This window comes from Stenotrophomonas sp. YJH_SMC_48-3, from assembly GCF_059369375.1.
This window is the reverse complement of sequence record NZ_JCAFSQ010000002.1, coordinates 50,275-67,425: the sequence shown is the minus strand read 5'-3', so window position 1 is coordinate 67,425 and position 17,151 is coordinate 50,275. Positions and strand designations below refer to the sequence as shown.

The window sequence follows — 17,151 nt, the reverse complement described above, 5'->3', positions numbered from 1 at the left end:
TCCAGAGATCATCCGGGTCGCTGGTGCGGAAGCCCCATCCCTCGAGCGTCGAATCCACGATCGGAGGCCTCTTCCAGGAAGTGGGTCCACCGCACGAAGAGCGACTCTAGCTCGACCATGGGTTTCCTTGGGCCGCCCACCAGGAAGTACGGCATAAGATCGCCAATGGCCTTCTCTCCGAACTCCCGTAGGGCATTATCATCCAGCTGGCGCAGGTACGGATTGGCGCGGTAGCTGGCCCGCCATCGCTGCTCGTTGGTCAATGGCCCAGTCCGTTGCTCGGATTTTCGCCTCATCGGCAGGTCCGTCAGCAGCTTTGCGTCTGAGGTAAGTACGGGGCTATTGTTGAAGGCACCCCACTGGGTGTTGAGGGAGGACAAGAACGCGTCAGTCCATGTGAAGCGGTCAACTTTATCGCTTTCAATGATGATGCACGGCTGCGCCTCACCAACCAAATGAGCCTCCGACAACAGCCAAACTACATCCACCGCCCAGATGTCCCCTTGTCGGTGTTGCATGAGGCGGCTGATCTCTTTCCCCACGCTGATGGGGTCCAGCGCTTCGATGTCGGGGTTCAGCAGGACCAGAATGCCCAAGGCGTCGTCCAACCCCAAAAGTCGTTTGGTGTTGGCGATCTGCCCCTTTGCATCTCGAAATGCCGCCTCCACGGATCGCATGACCTTCTGATGCAGACGGCGTAGCTGCTCAGCCCCGTCGGGCAGGTGCGCTAGCACCTTAGGTGCAGCTACGTGGCCGAACATCACCGGGTAGTCGTCACGCTTGCTCAGCTCGTCGAACGTGCTATCGACCTTGGCTTGGGGATCTCCTCGCAGCACCTTCAGCTCAACGATGACGGACCGAGAACACCATAGGTAGTCCGCACGCTGGCCTTCACGGGTGTCCAGCGGCAGATCGTCGATTGCCTCGGCGCCCTCGACCGTCAAGGCGAACCTATGAAATCGCGCCTCCATCTCGGAAGTGGCCATTCCTGCCTCCTATCCCTGACCTGTATTTCCCGTTGCCCGACAGCCTTCCCGGAAGCGGGAACAGCCCAAGAATGGTCCATTCCGCCCGGTCCTCGACTGGATGACGCCTCGTCTGCACACGGGGCATTGGTCGCCCGCCTTGCTGTTGGCCGGTAGCCGCTGGGCACGTGTTCTGGGCTGGGCTGGGGTGGCCGCGCCTTGGTCCACCTTCCGCTTGAAGGTACACGCAGGAAAGCGACTGCATCCGTGGAAGTCGCCGTAAGGGCCTGATCGCAACTGCAAGACCCCGCGACCGCATTCCGGGCATGGTTCCAGGGCCTCGCCGTCGATGGGCTCGATCCTGATGTGTTCCTTCTTGGCCAGCTCCACCAGGAACCGCGAGGGCTGGCCCAGCGTTGTATAGAGCCGAACCTGCTTGCGAGCGCGGGTCATGGCCACGTAGAACAGGCGGCGTTCCTCGGCGAACGGGAACGGGTCTGGCGCCGGCATGGCCAGCTGCAGCGCGGGGTCGTCTTGGATCTGGCTGGGGAAGCCGCGCGTACCTTCCACGACGTTGAGGACGAAGACGTACTCGGCCTCTAACCCCTTGGAGCCGTGGGCGGTGCGGAACTCGATCTTCAACTTGTCACCGAACCTGCGCTGCCAGGATTCCAGCGCAGTGGGCTTGTCATCGCGGTAGCGCCCCAGGAGCATGACCGTGATATGCGACCCCTTGGCCGGCGTCACCTTTCCTTCAACTGCCAACTGGTGCATGTGGCCCAGTTGCTTTTCGACGTAGCCGGCAATGCTGTCCTGGTTCGCGAACCCATAGGCCAGCATGGGGGTCTTGGTCAGCGGGTTGGTCGTCTTGACCTTCTTCTTGATCTGCGCCGGGTTGGCCTGGACGAACTGGCTGGACACGTCGCAAAGATCCTGGGGGCACCGGAAGGTGGTACTAAGCGACAGGCGCGTGGCGTTGTCGAACGTCTTCTCGAACTCGGTCATCACCGTAATGTCCGAGCCCGCAAAGCGATTGATACCCTGCCAGTCGTCACCCACCACGCACAGGTGCGCGGGCGGATCGGATTGATTGGATAAGGCCTTCAACAGCCGGATACGGGCGCGCGAGCTGTCCTGGAACTCATCAGCCAATATGAGGGTATACGGGCTCTTGTATGCGCCTGACTCCAAATGTCCCGCGGCCAGGATCAGCATGTCCTCGAAGTCGATGAAGTTACCCCGCTGCAGGCGCTTCTCCCATTCGGCCGCAATCCGCTCGTAGATGGACAGATACATGCGCAGGCGTGCACCAAAGCCGTCCTTGGACTGGGCTTGGAGCGCTGCCAGCAGATCCTGATGGGTCAGGCCATTGTTCTTCACGTGCTGCTGGAACACCCGGAACGACCGGGCCAGGTCTTGCTCGTGGACGGGCGGCAGGCCTGTGACTTCCTTGCTCGGATCGAAGGCAGGCTGCACGCCCCGCTCAATCAGCGCTTGTTCCAGGGCTGGGATAGCGTCGCCAGTCAACAGACCATGCGATGTGGTCTCAAACAGTGCTGTCCCCATCCTGGCGTGAAGCTGCCGCTTCCACCTCACGCCTGACAGGTAGTCCTGAAAATGCTTGGGCGCTTGGCCCTTCTCGTTCAGGGCGAAGTGCTCGTGGTAGAGCTTGGCGTCGGGGTAGTAGAAGTCGGGGAAGTATTGCCGGTATTGGTGATCGGCCGTCTCGTGTTCGTAGGGTCGTTCGTACTCGTAGCTCACGCCGTTGTAGAACAGCCAGTCGGCGATCGTGCGTTCTTCCTTGCTCTTGACCACCTCCCCCCGGGCCGTTCGAAAGCCTCGCACGCCATTGGCGTAGGCTTCCGGCTCGTCGGGCTGGCCCCACTTGCCTACATCTCGGGCGTACACCGTCCGGAACAGGTCCCAGTCGCGCTTGAATGTCTTGTCCTGCTCGGACAGCATCCGAATGATGTCGCCCACCTCCCGCACGTCGGCGCCGGGATTACTCGGGTCTACCCACGGGGCCAGCGATGGCTTCTTGCCAGTAGCCTTGGCGATGACATCAATGCCGAAGGCGTGGAAAGTGTTGGACCTGACCTTCTCGACCTGCGGTACGCCCTTCAGCTGCTCGGCAATGCGTTGTCCTACTTCGTCGGCCGTTGCTCGATTGAAAGCCAACAACAAGATCTGCTCCGGCGCGGCCAGGCCTTCATGCAAGGCATACCCGGTCTTGGCCACCATCGTGGACGTCTTGCCAGAGCCTGCAGCGGCCACGACCATGACCGCGTCATCCATGCATACGCAGGCGTGGATCTGCTCGTCCGTGAGTGGGTTCTTCTCCACGGTGGCGAAAAAGTCCTTGCGTGCAATCTTCTGGCGCGCCAAGTGTTGGGCATTCAACTTGTAGAACTGAAGACGCAAGGTCTCTTCGGGTGTCGACTCGCCGACGGCCTGCTTCCAGGTCTTGCGGGCGTGCTTAGGTGCTGGGTACTTGGCCAGCAATCTCCCGACACTACCGTTCGGGATCCATCGCCCAGCGCCCAGAGCCCCAGACACTCGGCCAATCCACTGTCTGTGCGCCTCTTGGAACTCGTCGTCCTCACGCTTTTGCTTGGCCAGCCGCTCGGCCTCGACCGCGGGATCAAGCTTTGGCGGTTGAGGAGCTGAAACAGCGCTGGAAGTCTTGCTGCCGAATATCGACCAAGCAAACCAGATCGTACCGAACTGGATAACGGATAGCCACAGAGCGAACACCTGCAGGAGGGTCCAGACCACCCAGAACCCGACGATCCAGCCTCGCTTGCGCCCGCCCAGAGCAATCGAAACGAAAATGATGGCCTGCCAAGCCAGAATCCCCTCGATCATCCGCTACCCCAGTCCCTCACTCCCCTTGTCCTTGGGGCCATCTTGCCATGGGACCCGCGGGTAGGAGCTAGCGCCGCCGCCCTAGCCCGGGGCTACCACCCTGGACAACAGGGCTGCCCCTGCGACGCCTGCGCTCGCCTTCATCCGGTCCCAAGGCGCGCTCCAAGCGTTCCTTGGCATTGCGCGGCGGGGGACGTGGAGGAACGACCGGAGGCAGCTTGGCGATTTCCTCGCGTGTCATGGGCCCATTCCGCTTCTGGCTACCATGGACCTTCTTCTTGCGCGTCGCCTTCTTCTGCCGCTCCTTCTGGATCTGGGCCTGGTGTCGGATCCGTGGGATCACGCCCTTGACCAGCTTCTCGGCCTTGGGGCGGCCATACCCGAACACGCGCATGGCGTCGTTGACCATGCGCTCAAACAACGCCTTCTCGTCGTCCTGCAAACCCGTCATTCCTAGATCGCCCCCCTACCCTGGTACTGCTTGGCTAGGTCGCTGGCACAAAGCGGCGTACCTTCGGGGTGGGCATTGGCCACGGCGAACGCTGCCACCTTGGTGGCCAGCTCCAACGCCTGCTTGGTCATGCCGTCTTCTGTCCAGCCGTCGGGCAATGCGGCAATTGCCGCCAGTGCTTCCTTGCCCGACAGGTACTGCATGCAGGTCAGCAATGACCATTGAGTGCCGGTGGCTTCACGAAGGAACCGACCTGCCTCCTTGTCAGTCATGCGGTCAGACATTACTGCCACCAATGCAATGGCAGCCAGCTTGACCTTGAGCAAGGGTGGGAGCTTCCTTCTTGGCGAGGTGCGGTTGTGGTCCCTCATGGCTGGCGACTCCCCGTTGAGCCCGAACTCAGCAGGTCGCTGTTCTCCAAGTATTGCCGCAGAACCGACTCGGGCTGCTGACCATGGCACAGGGCTCGGAAGATCACACCCTCCAACAGCATCATCTCCTCGCCAGCAAGCGAGAACATCAACCCCTTACCCCTATAAACGATCGGACCGACACCCTCGGCCCTCGCTCGCCCCAGCTCTTTTCGTGTTGCGTAGCGGACGTCCATTCCCGCCATCTCACACACTTCGATCAGCCGTGGAATAGAAACAGCGATGCAGACGTTCATGCGTCCAAAGACCAGATCCATCTTGATCTCATCGGCCAGAGCCCTGGAGAAAACCGGTGGCGCCAATGGGATATGCATGGAATCTGCCAACCGAATGATGTGGTAGTCCTGCTCCACATCCCCCTCAAGGCTCAATGCCATGAGGAACAGCAGGTGTCCGCTGGTGGCCAACTCGCCCGCGTAGGCGCCCATGAAGATGGGGCCTTGCACATCATATGCCCAGCCCTGCTTTTCCTTGGCCGTCTCAGTGAGTTTAGCCAGCGACTCGTCCCAGTCCTTGATAGGGAAGAAGGGCTCCGGGATCCGAACCACCTCTCCGGTGTCTGGATCCTTCGCTTGGCCGGTAGACATGACATCACACAGGTGAGTCATGCGCGCTTTCTGGCGTAGCACCCGCCCCATCTGCTTGACAGTCTTCGGGCTCTCCGTTTTCTCGACGATCTCGCGGAAGGTCTCGCATCCAGAGGCCTCGTAGAACATCGCAAGGTCCATGACGTGCTTATTGTGCTTCCCTTCCTTGACCTCGATGTGCGACGTGCGCCGGTCCGCCGAAACGCTCATGATGTCGCCCACTTGGACAAACGAAGTCAGGTCGGTGATGAGTGGCATGCAGCCAGGGTCGCGCTCTCGAAGCTCCCGGGCCACACGAAGGACAGACTCGAAATTTGACTGAGACAGGTCCGGCTGCCTCTGGGACTTGTAGATCCGGCGGGCATAACACAACTGTCCACCCAGCATTCCCCACGCAATCGTGTCAGCGACCGCCCGAAACAAGATCTGCTCGGAGACATCCAGCGGCTCCCCGATGGCAATACGTGCAGCCATTTTTTCCTGGGCAGCAAACATCCCTTCGTGGACTAGCTCGTGAAACTTGCGCCGAAAGTCCGCATCAGTCTTGAGCCGGTCGGAGTCTAGTTCACCCCACAGTTCCCGGCTACCAGCACACGCGAGTTCCACCAACTCCCTGGCCAATGGCTCCAAGTCAGGCCGCAGCGTCCTGAGCCTGAGTCTTTTCTCGATACTCTCTGGGATCTTGAGCTCGCTCATGTCATTCCCTGACTGGTAGGTCGCGGCAGAACTTAGGCCCTGGCTCTTTGCCTCCGATGGGCCGAAGAAAGGCCAAGTCAGACGATATCTATATTCCGCTGCCCTCGCCTAACAATCAGGCATGTGGCTGGATCTGCAGCGACTTGCTCTACTATCTGAGCTTCTGACAGAAGCCCTGTATCCAATACCCTGTGATCGCACATATCGCAGCGCCTGTGGCCATCAGGCTCTACCTGCAGCTGATTCAGTCGCACGTTGAGATGGCATGACAAAGCCTTAATCATCCGACCATCGCGCGTCATTAGCGTCTTGGTTTCTGGATTGAACTTCATGACTTGGCTTATCCAATCCACTCATCTGCATCTTTGGCAGAGTCAAAAAGGATCTCGAAATCCTCTCCGTTCCAGATAGCTGGTGCGCACGCCAAACGGGGGTGATATCCCTGATTGCCCCACACTGTGACAACATCTTCAATCAAGTCTTCTAGCCAAACGGTTTCGCCCGACACAAGATGAGGCGGGATCAGATAGGCAGCAAATGGATTGGGGAAGTTGTACGGGTAGTAGTCACGGAACTCCATGACCATGTTATGGCCATATTCACGCATATCGCCAAGAAGTTCGATCTTGCCGGTCAACGGGTTTTGGTCCACTCCCACCATGAAGTGCACATCAGGACTCGGCTCCACTGCTTTGATGAGCGGAAAAAACCCCTCATCGACTGCGGCGTTGATTGCGCGCTTCGTTCTTGCTGTCCGGATCACTGGACAATTCTCATAACCAGACCGGGCTGCTGGCCCTTCGGTCAACTCGACCCCCCACCTTCGAGCTTTCATTTCTTGTCCCCCGTTTGTCGCACTACTTCTGCGCTTTCAGTTGTGCCGATTTCGGATCGTAGATGTAGTCCGTGATCGACCCATCCCGAATACGGCTTACAGCCTCATCAATAGCCTGCAACGGCACCAAGAACCACTCGCGCGGCTTTACGGGCTTGCCGAACCGATCTTCAATAGTCAGCTCCAGCTGCGCGGGCGAGAAAATCTTGTGGAAGAGGTTTTCCAGCTTCGTGCGATTGATGTGGGCCAGCTTGTAGGTAGCCACGATGTCCACGTCCGCCAGCAGGTACGTGGCATCGTCCTTGGCCGCGGCAATGCGTTTTTCTACCTTCCCGCCCGTCACACCGATCTTGTGGATCAGCTCACGGTGCTGAGCCACGAACGGATGGTTGGACCTACTTTGCAGCACGTAGATGGTCCCGCTTTCAATATCGTCGGGCTCCAAGGTGTCACCGAACAGCGGCCCGTTGTCCGCGTCGGTAATACGCCGCCCCGTCTCGTCTTTGTATAGCGCCCGCTGCAGTGAACGTTGCAACAGGTTGCTTTCCGTGCCATTGGAGTAGATGACTCGCATGCGGGCATCGGCTTCCCCATTCGGGGCACGGATGGGCTCGCCAACCTCGGCGACATACGCCATCTGCCCGCCCAGGATGAAGAAGTTGCCTTGCAGAACGCTGGCGTCTCGCCCAAACCGTAAGGTCCTACGCCTTCCCTCCTTGAGGTCGTTCTCCACACTCTCGAACAGTGGCTGGAACTCCTCGAAGTCTTCGCAGCGGGTGCGAAAGGCGATCTCTTCTGCCGCCTTTCGTTCGGCAAAGGAGGCCACATGGCGCAGCCGGGTGATGTCATCCTCACCAGCGGGCGCATCGACCCCAAGCTCGGCCAACAAGGAATCCTCGTCCAGCTCGTCCGGGTTGACGGTCGCAGCCACCTGTCCATCCAGCAGCCCGGCCGTGTCCATGGGGGCCAGAAGATCGCGCGCCTCGGGCATTCCGCGCAACCGATCCAGACGCACGGCATACAGCCGTTCGAAAATGTCGCGGTCCTCGCCGTGCTGGGGCGCACGGCCATGCGTCTCCACGAACCGCAAGATGTCCTCGAAGCCGGCGATCAGCCGCTCCTGCTGGGCCGTATGGGTGGCGGCCTTGTTGGACGCCGCTTCGACGCCCAAGGCTTCCAACAGGTCATCGTCGTCCATATCAGCCATGGGCCTGAGCCTCCTTCGCCTTTTCTTCGGCCCGATACTTGGCAAAGGCGGCCACACCTTCAGCCATACGCTTCTCCCAGGCGTCGGGCGAGTTGATATCAGGTAGCCGTCCCTTCTCGATCTTGAACTCCAACGCCCGCTTGGCCAGCTCCCGTGCCTCTTCCTTGGGGATGTTCACGCGCTTGGCCGATATGCTCGCCTGGACCTGGCGCAACACCTTCTCGTCCATAGCCTTGGCCAGCACTGAATAGGCGGCCTCGAACGGATTGATCCGGTCGATCAGGTCGATATCGAGGTCGCGAACATTGATGAAGCGGCGCACACCGTCGATCAGGGCTGTGTTGCCCTGTTGCTCGGACGCCTTGCCCTTTTCTTCAGCCTTGGCCAAGGCCTGCTTGGCCTGCTGGGTGAGGTTGAGCGCAGCAATGGCATGCTGCCGAATGGCCTCCTGGTCGGCTTCGCTCAACTCCGGGTAGCGGTCGCGCACGATCTTTCCCATCTGAACTTGGGTCAACTCTTCGGGCAAGGTGTTGTCGTTGAACAAGCCGTTCTCGATGGCCGTTTTGTCCTGGACGAACGCGGTGATGACCTCGTTCAAGTCCTCCTTGCAGATCCGCTTGGCCTCTTGGGTCTCAGGCATGGTCAATCCGCCAATCTCGACGTGGACCTGGCCCGTTGCGGCGTTCACGCCGATGTTGGAACCACCCTCGACGTAGCCACCTTCGTACTCGAAGCCTTCCAGCTTGCCCTGGTTCTTGGGCGTGAACTCGAACCGGGGCGCCAGCACCTGCTCCATCAGAAGGCTCGCGGCAATGGCTTTCAGCGTGTCGTTGACGGCTGCCACCACCTCGGCCTCGCCTGCTGCCGGCTCGGCAATCAGGTTGGTGAAGCGCGAGCGCTCCTTGCCCGGAGCGTCGCGGGTGGCCCGACCAATGATCTGGACGATTTCGGTGAGGCTGCTGCGGTACCCGATGGTCAGGGCATGCTCGCACCAGATCCAGTCGAACCCCTCCTTGGCCATGCCCAACGCGATGATGATGTCCACGTGGTCACGGTTGTTCTTCTGCGCAGGGTCTTTCAGCGAGTTCAGCACCTTGGCGCGCTTGGTCGCGTCGCTGTCATCCACCAGGTCCGCCACCTTCAACATCGATCCGTCCGCTCGTTCGACCAGATGGAAGCCCGTTGCAGGATCGACACCCTTCCAGGTGCCGAGCGCTTCCATGACCTCTTCGACCTCCTTGTACTTGTCCTTCAGGCTCTCCCGAGCGTTGACGTTTGGGATGTGGACGATGGTCTTCATCGCCGGATCCAGCACCTTGGTGATCGCGTCCAGGTACCGGCCCGTATAGAAGTAGTAGCCGATTTCCAGCGACTTCAAGTAGGTGTAGCCGTTCAACTGCTCGTAGTAGGTGTACGTCACCGTCTCGAAGCGGTTCTCATCCTGCGGCGCCAGAACGGCCACCGTGTCGCCCCGGAAGTAGGAGCCGGTCATGGCCACCAAGTGGACGGAGCCTGCCGCAATCAGTTGCGTGAGCTGGCTTCCCAACACGTTGTCGGGGTTGCTGCTGACGTGGTGGAACTCGTCTACTGCCACCAATCGGTCGTTGAACGCGGCAATGCCGTACTCCTCCACGGCAAAGCGGAAGGTGGCATGCGTGCAGACCAGCACCTTGTCTTCGCTTTCCAAGAAGCGGCCCACGGCCCGGACCTTACTCTTGTCGGCCTTGACTTCGTCATCGCCTGGGGCATTGCACAGGTTCCACTGCGGCTCGACCTTCCAGTCCGCCCAGAAGCCGAACTTAGTCAGCTCCTCGTCGGCAAAGCTGCCACCGATGGACTTCTCTGGCACCACAATGATGGCCTGCTTGAGCCCTTGGTTGTGCAGCTTGTCCAGCGCAATGAACATCAGGGCGCGAGACTTGCCCGACGCAGGCGGCGACTTGATGAGCAGGTATTGCTCGCCCCGCTTGGCGTAGGCGCGCTCCTGCATGGGCCGCATGCCCAAGGCGTTGACCTTGCTTGACGCACCCGTACGGGCGGTGGCAATCGAGACCGACGGGACTGCCTTGGTGCCTTCCGATGTCATTTCCGCTTCTCCTTCTTCGGCTTGGCCTGGCCTGCCGTCATCTTGGTGTACAGATCGAACAGCTTTTCCAGCCGCTCGGTATCGTTCTTGAACTTGCGACCGATGTAGATGCGCTCCAGCACCTCGTCGTTCTTCTCATGCGCACGGCGCAGGTCGTCCGGCATGCTCTCCGGGTCATACAGGTCTGCGATGGTGGCAGGGAAATGAGCTTCGCGTGCCAGAAGGATTTCTTGGGCGCAGGTTGTTAGGTCGGTCTTGTTCTGCTCCGTCAGGATCGGAACGGGAAAGGTGTTCCAGCCCATTTTGTTGGAGTAGCTGTAATCTGTTTTCATCCTTCCGCAGACGGTTGCGATCCAGCATAGATGGAGCTTGGAAGAAATGACGGCAAAGTTCCAAATTTCCGCGTCATAGATCGCATAAGATTTGTTTGTCATCGAGCATGGGCGCCCGATTAGATCCGGTGTCAAGAAATCTCGGTTTTCCGTACTCACCAATGGCACGGCAATCGTGCTTCTCTTGGCGGAATACATCTCGCGGAACTGATGCGACCTTGCCGCCATCGCTCGAGTCCCAGCATCCTTGCTACTCAGGCGCATTGCACGTACGGCTTCGATCCTTCGCTGAATAGCCGGAATCTTTGCGGCCGCCTCAAGCTGATCATCCTCGATCCAGATGCACATCCGCGGTACGCCATCAATGATCTCGGCTGATCCGAGTAAAGGTCGGACCCATCGTTCCACCTGTGCTGGATTTAGCCCCAGCGAGGGCACTTCGTTCATTTCCAGGATCAAGTTCCCGCCGTCATACGGTGCGTTGCCCAGCGACATCGGTGCAAGATTGGAAATAGATTTCGACTGTGGCTCGACAACCGTGTTGATTCCTGGAACCAGATACGGCCCGATGCAATCCGCAGAAAGTTCAAGATGCTCGTCCTGTGGCTGCTGCTGGAAAAGTCGCTTTTTCCCTGGCCTGACTTTTCGACATCCGACCACTACCACAGAAACGCCGGCGTTGTTGCTCGCCAAATTCTTCCACTTGAACGACTGATAGGCGAAAGAAATCTCTAAGCCAAAGTCGAACAAAAGTGGCCACAACACGGGTACGTGACCACCTTGGCAAACGGAGTTCGTACTCACGAATGCAAATTCTGCGCTGCTGGCGTTGGAGTACATCGCCGCCTTGAAGAACCATCCTGTCACATAGTCGAGCGTGCCGGTTCTGCTGGTGTACTTTCCAAACACATTCTGAAGATCCTTCTTTTCTTCTGCCGACTGGTTTTTCGTCCCCTTGTATGGAGGGTTCCCGCAGATATAGGTTTCTCCTCCCTCATTCTCGAAATCGATCTCGGCCTGTTCCTTTGGAGTGTTGAACAGGTCGTTAGCAACCAGCTTCACGCCTAATCCAGTCGGCGGACATATTCCTAGCCAATCCACTTGCAAGGCATTTCCACACGTAATCCAGTTCTGGCTATCCAGCGGCAACACGTCCTTCAGCGCTTCCTTTTGGCCGCGATACAGCACGTCGCACTGGAACTCGGCGATGATCAAGGCAAGCCGTGCAATCTCAGCGGGGAAGTCGCGCAACTCGATCCCGCGGAAGTTGTTGATCGGGATCTCAGAGGGCAGATCCGCTTCACCGCGCAGCCGGTTGATCTGGGCTTCGATCTCGCGCATCTGCTTGTACGCGATGACCAGGAAGTTGCCGCTGCCGCACGCCGGATCGAACACGCGAATGCGGGCCATGCGCTTGCGAAGGTTCAGCAGCTTGATCTTGTTGTCGCCCGCCGCTTCCAGTTGCGCCCGCAGGTCGTCCAGGAACAGGGGGTTGAGCACTTTCAAGATGTTGGGCACGCTGGTGTAGTGCATGCCCAGGGCGCCGCGCTCCTCATCGTCGGCAACAGCCTGGATCATTGACCCGAAGATGTCCGGATTGATCTCCTTCCAGTCCAGCTGTCCCGCCTGATACAGGTAAGACCGCGCAGTGCGGGTGAACTTGGGCACGTCAGTGCTACCGGAGAACAGCCCGCCGTTGACGTAGGGGAATTCAATGGCCCAGCGCGGGATGCCAGCAGCCACTCGGTCTTCCGTCTTGGTGTTCATGGCACGGAAGATCGTGCCCAGCACCTCGTGGACGTTGGCCCCGTCACGCTCGCTCATCTGGTCCACGGTGGCCGTGAACATCGTGGCGCCGGGGAAGATGTCGGTGTCTTCGGCAAAGAAGCAGAAGATCAGGCGGGCCATAAAGTGGTTCATGTCCGGCCGACGCGCGGCCGTTGCCCAATCGGGGTTTTCGCGCAACAGCTCGACGTACAGCTTGTTCAGGCGCCCGGTGGCCCGAACGTCGATGGGGTTGTCCTTTATCTCCCGGATCGTGGAGATACCGGCCAGTGGCAGGAAGAAGCCGAAGTGGTCGGGGAACTGGCCGAACTCGCAGGCGATGGCGTCGCCCGTGGCTAGTTCCTCGGCCTCCAGAGTCGTGCCGTCGGTGGCCAGGACGAACTTGGCCCTGGCCTGGACGGTCTTGGGGCTGGCCTTCAAGGCGGTGAGGGTCTGCCCCACTTGGCCGGGCTCGGCCACGGCAATGTGGATGTGGTTGCGTTGCAGCACGCCACCCGGCACGTCCGAAGCGTTGCTTTCGCCCTTGCGCAAGCGGGCGATGGTGGTTGTCTTGTTGCCGAACGCGGCCAGAAACTGGAACGGGAACTCCGCGCCGTCGAACGCTTGCGCGGCAAGGTCTGATAGTGCCTGTTCGATCTCAACAGCATTCATGCAAGTGTGATTTCCAGCTCGTAGAGCGACCCGGATGGGTCAAAAATGGGCAATTTTGATTGTCCCACGCCACCACCGTGGAACAGAAGCCCGCCGCGCGTGAAACGTCCCACTTGGCCGGCTCAGGCAAACACTATTAGTCCAGCCGATGCCCATGCACAGTCTCTTCTCTCCGTGTCTCACTGGGTGATTCGCGGACTGCCCAGCATCCGCCGCTCTGCTCGTCCAGATCCCTCTACCCAGCCGATCAGGAGCCCTCCCCTGGTGGCCGTGCGAGGCGATCTATTGCCTCCCCAGCCCCATTGAGATCTAGGCATGTACGAACCAGCTGACCCGCTCCTGCTCGACCGCAACGCTTCTCAGGAGCAAGCCCGCGCTGTTCTGGGCGAACCCCTCGCGTTCCTGACCGACCTAGTGAATTACGGAACGCACCTGATCATCAAGGCGCTCGGTGCCGGGGAAGACGATACCTCCCGGCTGGTGGTGTGCGCCGGTCTGTTGAAGCACATCGTCGGCATGCTGGACGCTGCCGTCGTGCTGTTAGAGAACGGGCACTCGACCACGGCCCTCACGCAGGTTCGATCCGCATTCGAGGCCTCGCTTTACCTCGAACTGATCCTGCAGGAGGAAACAGAGTACAGGGCTCGGGTTTACCTAGTGGGCGAGTATCGAAGGAGGCTTGCGTTCCTCCAGCGGGCGCTCGATCCATCTACGGCGCCAGGCTCCTTCAATCACGACTACGCGCACATCGGGATGAGTACCCAGACGCTCAGTGAAGAAGCGAAGGCCTCAGGCGTTGACCATGTCGCCCACATTCAATCCGTCCTGGCTCAGCCCGGCTTGGCCACCATCGATGCGGCCTACCAGAAGAAGCGCGGCAACAAGCCCTTCGATCCCAACTGGTATGAGTTGCTGGGCCACAAGAGCATTCGACAGGTCGCCAAGGCGTTGAAGGAAGGGGCCGCATACGATCTTTGGTATGGTGGCGGCAGCCAGGTCGTCCACGCCCAGTCGCCCACCCAACATTGGTCTGTGCTGGGCGATGTCGCGGCACTGAAAGCCATCCGCCACTTGGAAGACGCCCACTCCGTGAAGGATGGCGTGGCGCAAGTGGCCCTGCATGCCTACAGGCTCGTCGTCCGAAAGTACCTCCCTGACGACTTCCCGGCCTTGCAGCAGAAGTATCTGGCTGACTGGCAAAAACCCTTCCGCAGCAGCGTCAAGGTTCAATACGAGTACCGGGGACAGTAAGGCCCTAGGCGGCTCACAGGTCTTTGAGGGGCCCTGGATCGACGTCGTTTGCCAGAGCAGCAGCGACGGCCGCCAACTGCGCGCGCCGACGCTCCGCTCGTTCGCGGAGATAAGCCCCAACCTCACTGTCGTACAAGTCCTGCGCCGCCTGGTCCAGCATGTCGGCAGTATCCATATCGCCCAAGGCTCGGGCCACCTGCGCCCAGAAGCGGTCGCGGTGGTAGTTCATGACGACCGCCTTGCGGCGGCGGGCGCCGCCCACGATGACGGGAGGCGACGGGATCTGTGGCGCCTTGGGCGTGGGCTCCAGATGCTCGGCCAGGTCAGGAAGCGGCATCTTCCAGGTGCCATCGCGCTTCACTGCCCCTGGAAGCTCGCCGTTGCGCATCCGCTCGCGCACCGTGTACGGGTGCTGCATGAGAACCTTGGCCGTCTCTTCTGCCGACAAATGCGTCTTGCCCGGCCATTGCCGGATCAACAGATCGAGCATGCGTTCGGACATCAGGCCCCCGACATCATCCTGTCCAAAGCCTCGCTGATCCGAGCTGCGCCGTCCACTTCCACCACGCGACCGGCCCCGTCAAAGTCGTGCAGGACCTCATGCTCCCAGGTGGCGTGATACGGCATGTACACGCCCCATCCGCCCAGCTCGACTACGGGTGCGATATCCGATTTCAGGGAGTTGCCCACCATGGCGAACTCGTGGGGCTGGACCTCGAACTCTTCCAGCAGCCGGCGATAGGTGGCCACGTCCTTCTCGGACACGATCTCTATGCGCTGAAACGCGGTCAATCCGCACAGCGCCACCTTCCGCTCTTGGTGAAACAGATCCCCCTTGGTGATCAGGACAACGCGGAAACGCTGGGCGACCTGCTCGACGGCTTCGGCAATCCCCGGCAGCAACTCCACGGGATGGACCAGCAGGTCCTTGCCCATGTCCATGATCGTGCGGATGTCCTTGGCCTCGATCCGACCACCCGTCAGATCAATGGCCGCTTCGACCATGGACAGGATCATGCCCTTCACGCCATAGCCGTACTGGGCCAGGTTGCCGCGCTCGGTGGCCAGCAGCGTTGCCCGCAGTCCCGCGGAGTCCAAGTCGATGTAGCGGGCGATGATCTCCTCGAAATCCAGCTGCGCCTGGTCGTAGAACTCCTGGCTGCGCCACAGGGTGTCGTCCCCGTCGAACCCCACGATCCGGATCATGCCGCCCCCGAAATCGTGGCAAAACCGAGGCAATTTTGGCTTACAACAGGCGCCATCTGACTACATGAACGCCCCTTTCGCAGGCGCATCCGCAAAGTTGAACTCATATAATTCAATCGCTTACAGCTCTTGGCACGCCTCCTGCTTGGGGGTACCTTCCGTTCCTGGTGGAACAGGTCGCCCTTGGTGATCAGCACCACCGGGTAGTGCTCGGCGATGGCCGCCACCGCTTCGCGCACACCGTCGATCAGCTCGACCGGGTGGCGCAGGGTGTCGTGGCCAATCTCCAGGATGCGCTGGATGTCCTTGGCCTCGATGCGCTGGCCGGTGATGTCGATGGCCGCTTCGATCATCGACAGGGTCATGCTCTTGACGCCGTAGCCGAAGGTGCCCAGGTGGCGCTGCTGCACTTCCAGCAGGTGGCGCGCGGTCTGGGTGTCATGCACGTCGACGTAGCGCGACAGCAGGTCAAGATAATCCTGCTCGGCCTTGCGGTAGTAGTCCTCGCTCTTCCACAGCGTATCGTCACCGTCAAAACCGACCAGGCCGATGGCGCGCGACGGCGCAGGCGTGGAGGTGTTCATCGCGCAAGGATACAGGGGCCGTGGTGACGAAAAAAACCCGGGCGGCCGAAGCCGCCCGGGTTCCCATACGCCCCGATACGGGTCTTACCTGCCCTGCGCACCCTGCGCTGCGCCGCCGGCGCCGGCCTGCTGGGCGGCCACATAGGCCTTGTACTCATCGGCGCTCAGCTCACCGTCCTTGTTGGTATCGGCCTGGTCGAACACCTGGGCCAGGCCGGCGTTCACCTGCGCCTCGGTCTTGCTGATGGTGCCGTTGCCATCGGTATCGATGCTGGCCCAGGTCTGGCCACCGCCGTTGGCCTGGGCCGAGGCCGCTGCGGCCGCATTGGTTGCCTGGTCAGCCGCCTGGCCCGCCTGTGCCGCTGCCTGCTGCGCCTGGGCGGCCTCGTTCTGTGCCTGCGCGGCCTGCTGCTTGGCCGACTGGGCCATCGCCGGGATGGCCAGCACGCTGCCGGCGGCGACGATCAGGGCGATCAGGGGCTTGCGGTTGCGAATAGTCATCAGGGGTGTCTCCTACCGATTGGGTGGTGTTGCGCGGCGTGTTGATTCCGCACGGCACCTACCCTGCCACCGCGTTTCTGAATCGATTTTGCGCCGCGACCGGCGCCCACACGCGCGATTAACCACTGGCCTCCACGCATGCTTTAGCGCGGTGGTTAGGGTGAAGTGAGTGGCTCATAAGATGCGCATTCAGCGCCTCTGCATTTAACCGGCAGGCAACGAAAAACCTGCGTCAGTCGACGGTTTTTTCCGATGACCGCGAACTGAACAACACCCATGCAAGAGCAACACCGGCGAGCGCACCGGCGATTTCCAGCACCACACGGCTGCCGAGCTCGTTGGGATCGTGGATGGTGGCCAGGAAGATGCGCGCGTACAGCGGCGATTCCAGCCGCACGATGCCCATGTAGAACAGCTTCCATGCATCGATGCCGGCGGAGATGATCACGGCGATGACGCAGGACCAGCCGATCGCATGCCCCGCTGTCCAGTGCAGGAGCCGGCACAGCTGCAACCACAGGAAGTACACCAGCAGCCCGACCAGCAGGGCGATGGCGCCAGCTTCCAGGGTACCGAGCAGGCCGAAGTGCAGAGGAAGGTTCATCGGGTGGGCAGGGATGAAGAGGCGGCCAGTGTAAGGGATCTGCGCCGGACCCAATCCGGCAGCCATAGTAGATCCACGCCATGCGTGGATGAATCTCCATCCAAATCGAATATC

14 protein-coding genes and 1 pseudogene are annotated in these 17,151 nt (G+C 60.4%); 1 reads left to right on the top strand and 14 read right to left on the bottom strand.

The genetic code is table 11. The features are described from left to right. Nucleotides 1-8: 8 nt before the first annotated feature. The 9 genes from AC5P65_RS03210 to AC5P65_RS03170 all read right to left on the bottom strand — a co-directional run bounded on the left by AC5P65_RS03210 (nucleotide 9) and on the right by AC5P65_RS03170 (nucleotide 12,891). Nucleotides 9-986: a hypothetical protein gene (locus AC5P65_RS03210; protein WP_329867439.1), complete on the bottom strand. Its 978-nt coding sequence runs from the start codon at nucleotides 984-986 to the stop codon at nucleotides 9-11. 9 nt (nucleotides 987-995) lie between these two features. Further along, the gene (locus AC5P65_RS03205; RefSeq protein WP_329867441.1) at nucleotides 996-3,830 is read right to left on the bottom strand and encodes a UvrD-helicase domain-containing protein; all 2,835 of its coding nucleotides are present in this window, start codon (nucleotides 3,828-3,830) and stop codon (nucleotides 996-998) included. Between the two features lie 67 nt (nucleotides 3,831-3,897). After that, the gene (locus AC5P65_RS03200; RefSeq protein WP_329867443.1) at nucleotides 3,898-4,281 is read right to left on the bottom strand and encodes a hypothetical protein; all 384 of its coding nucleotides are present in this window, start codon (nucleotides 4,279-4,281) and stop codon (nucleotides 3,898-3,900) included. Between the two features lie 2 nt (nucleotides 4,282-4,283). Beyond that, nucleotides 4,284-4,607: a hypothetical protein gene (locus AC5P65_RS03195; protein WP_329867445.1), complete on the bottom strand. Its 324-nt coding sequence runs from the start codon at nucleotides 4,605-4,607 to the stop codon at nucleotides 4,284-4,286. Nucleotides 4,608-4,648: 41 nt separating this feature from the next. Next, on the bottom strand, nucleotides 4,649-5,995 hold the full coding sequence (locus AC5P65_RS03190) for a hypothetical protein (RefSeq protein ID WP_329867446.1): 1,347 nt from the start codon (nucleotides 5,993-5,995) through the stop codon (nucleotides 4,649-4,651). A 340-nt stretch (nucleotides 5,996-6,335) separates the two neighbouring features. Further along, nucleotides 6,336-6,803 (bottom strand): hypothetical protein, encoded by a 468-nt coding sequence (locus AC5P65_RS03185; RefSeq protein WP_495215420.1) that lies wholly within the window; start codon nucleotides 6,801-6,803, stop codon nucleotides 6,336-6,338. Between the two features lie 49 nt (nucleotides 6,804-6,852). Beyond that, nucleotides 6,853-8,037: a GIY-YIG nuclease family protein gene (locus AC5P65_RS03180; protein WP_329867449.1), complete on the bottom strand. Its 1,185-nt coding sequence runs from the start codon at nucleotides 8,035-8,037 to the stop codon at nucleotides 6,853-6,855. Continuing rightward, nucleotides 8,030-10,123 (bottom strand): DEAD/DEAH box helicase, encoded by a 2,094-nt coding sequence (locus tag AC5P65_RS03175; RefSeq protein WP_329867451.1) that lies wholly within the window; start codon nucleotides 10,121-10,123, stop codon nucleotides 8,030-8,032. The genes AC5P65_RS03180 and AC5P65_RS03175 overlap by 8 nt, the downstream gene beginning before the upstream one ends. Continuing rightward, nucleotides 10,120-12,891: a class I SAM-dependent DNA methyltransferase gene (locus AC5P65_RS03170; RefSeq protein WP_329867453.1), complete on the bottom strand. Its 2,772-nt coding sequence runs from the start codon at nucleotides 12,889-12,891 to the stop codon at nucleotides 10,120-10,122. Before AC5P65_RS03170 ends, AC5P65_RS03175 begins: the two co-directional genes overlap by 4 nt. 315 nt (nucleotides 12,892-13,206) lie before the next feature. On the opposite strand from AC5P65_RS03170, the gene AC5P65_RS03165 reads away from it, so the two are divergent. Then, complete coding sequence (locus tag AC5P65_RS03165) at nucleotides 13,207-14,142, top strand: DUF5677 domain-containing protein (RefSeq protein ID WP_329867455.1); 936 nt, start codon at nucleotides 13,207-13,209, stop codon at nucleotides 14,140-14,142. Nucleotides 14,143-14,155: 13 nt separating this feature from the next. On the opposite strand, the gene AC5P65_RS03160 is transcribed toward AC5P65_RS03165, so the two are convergent. The 5 genes and pseudogenes from AC5P65_RS03160 to AC5P65_RS03140 all read right to left on the bottom strand — a co-directional run bounded on the left by AC5P65_RS03160 (nucleotide 14,156) and on the right by AC5P65_RS03140 (nucleotide 17,037). Beyond that, entirely contained in the window at nucleotides 14,156-14,644 is a 489-nt protein-coding gene (locus tag AC5P65_RS03160; protein ID WP_180844820.1) for a helix-turn-helix domain-containing protein, read from the bottom strand. Then, complete coding sequence (locus AC5P65_RS03155; protein WP_161613997.1) at nucleotides 14,644-15,348, bottom strand: HAD family hydrolase; 705 nt, start codon at nucleotides 15,346-15,348, stop codon at nucleotides 14,644-14,646. Before AC5P65_RS03155 ends, AC5P65_RS03160 begins: the two co-directional genes overlap by 1 nt. 152 nt (nucleotides 15,349-15,500) lie before the next feature. Continuing rightward, a pseudogene (locus tag AC5P65_RS03150) lies at nucleotides 15,501-15,932 on the bottom strand (HAD family hydrolase); the annotation flags it as partial. 84 nt (nucleotides 15,933-16,016) lie between these two features. After that, on the bottom strand, nucleotides 16,017-16,433 hold the full coding sequence (locus AC5P65_RS03145; RefSeq protein ID WP_019662197.1) for an EF-hand domain-containing protein: 417 nt from the start codon (nucleotides 16,431-16,433) through the stop codon (nucleotides 16,017-16,019). A gap of 232 nt (nucleotides 16,434-16,665) precedes the next feature. Then, entirely contained in the window at nucleotides 16,666-17,037 is a 372-nt protein-coding gene (locus AC5P65_RS03140) for a hypothetical protein (RefSeq protein ID WP_180832986.1), read from the bottom strand. Between the last annotated feature and the right edge of the window lie 114 nt (nucleotides 17,038-17,151).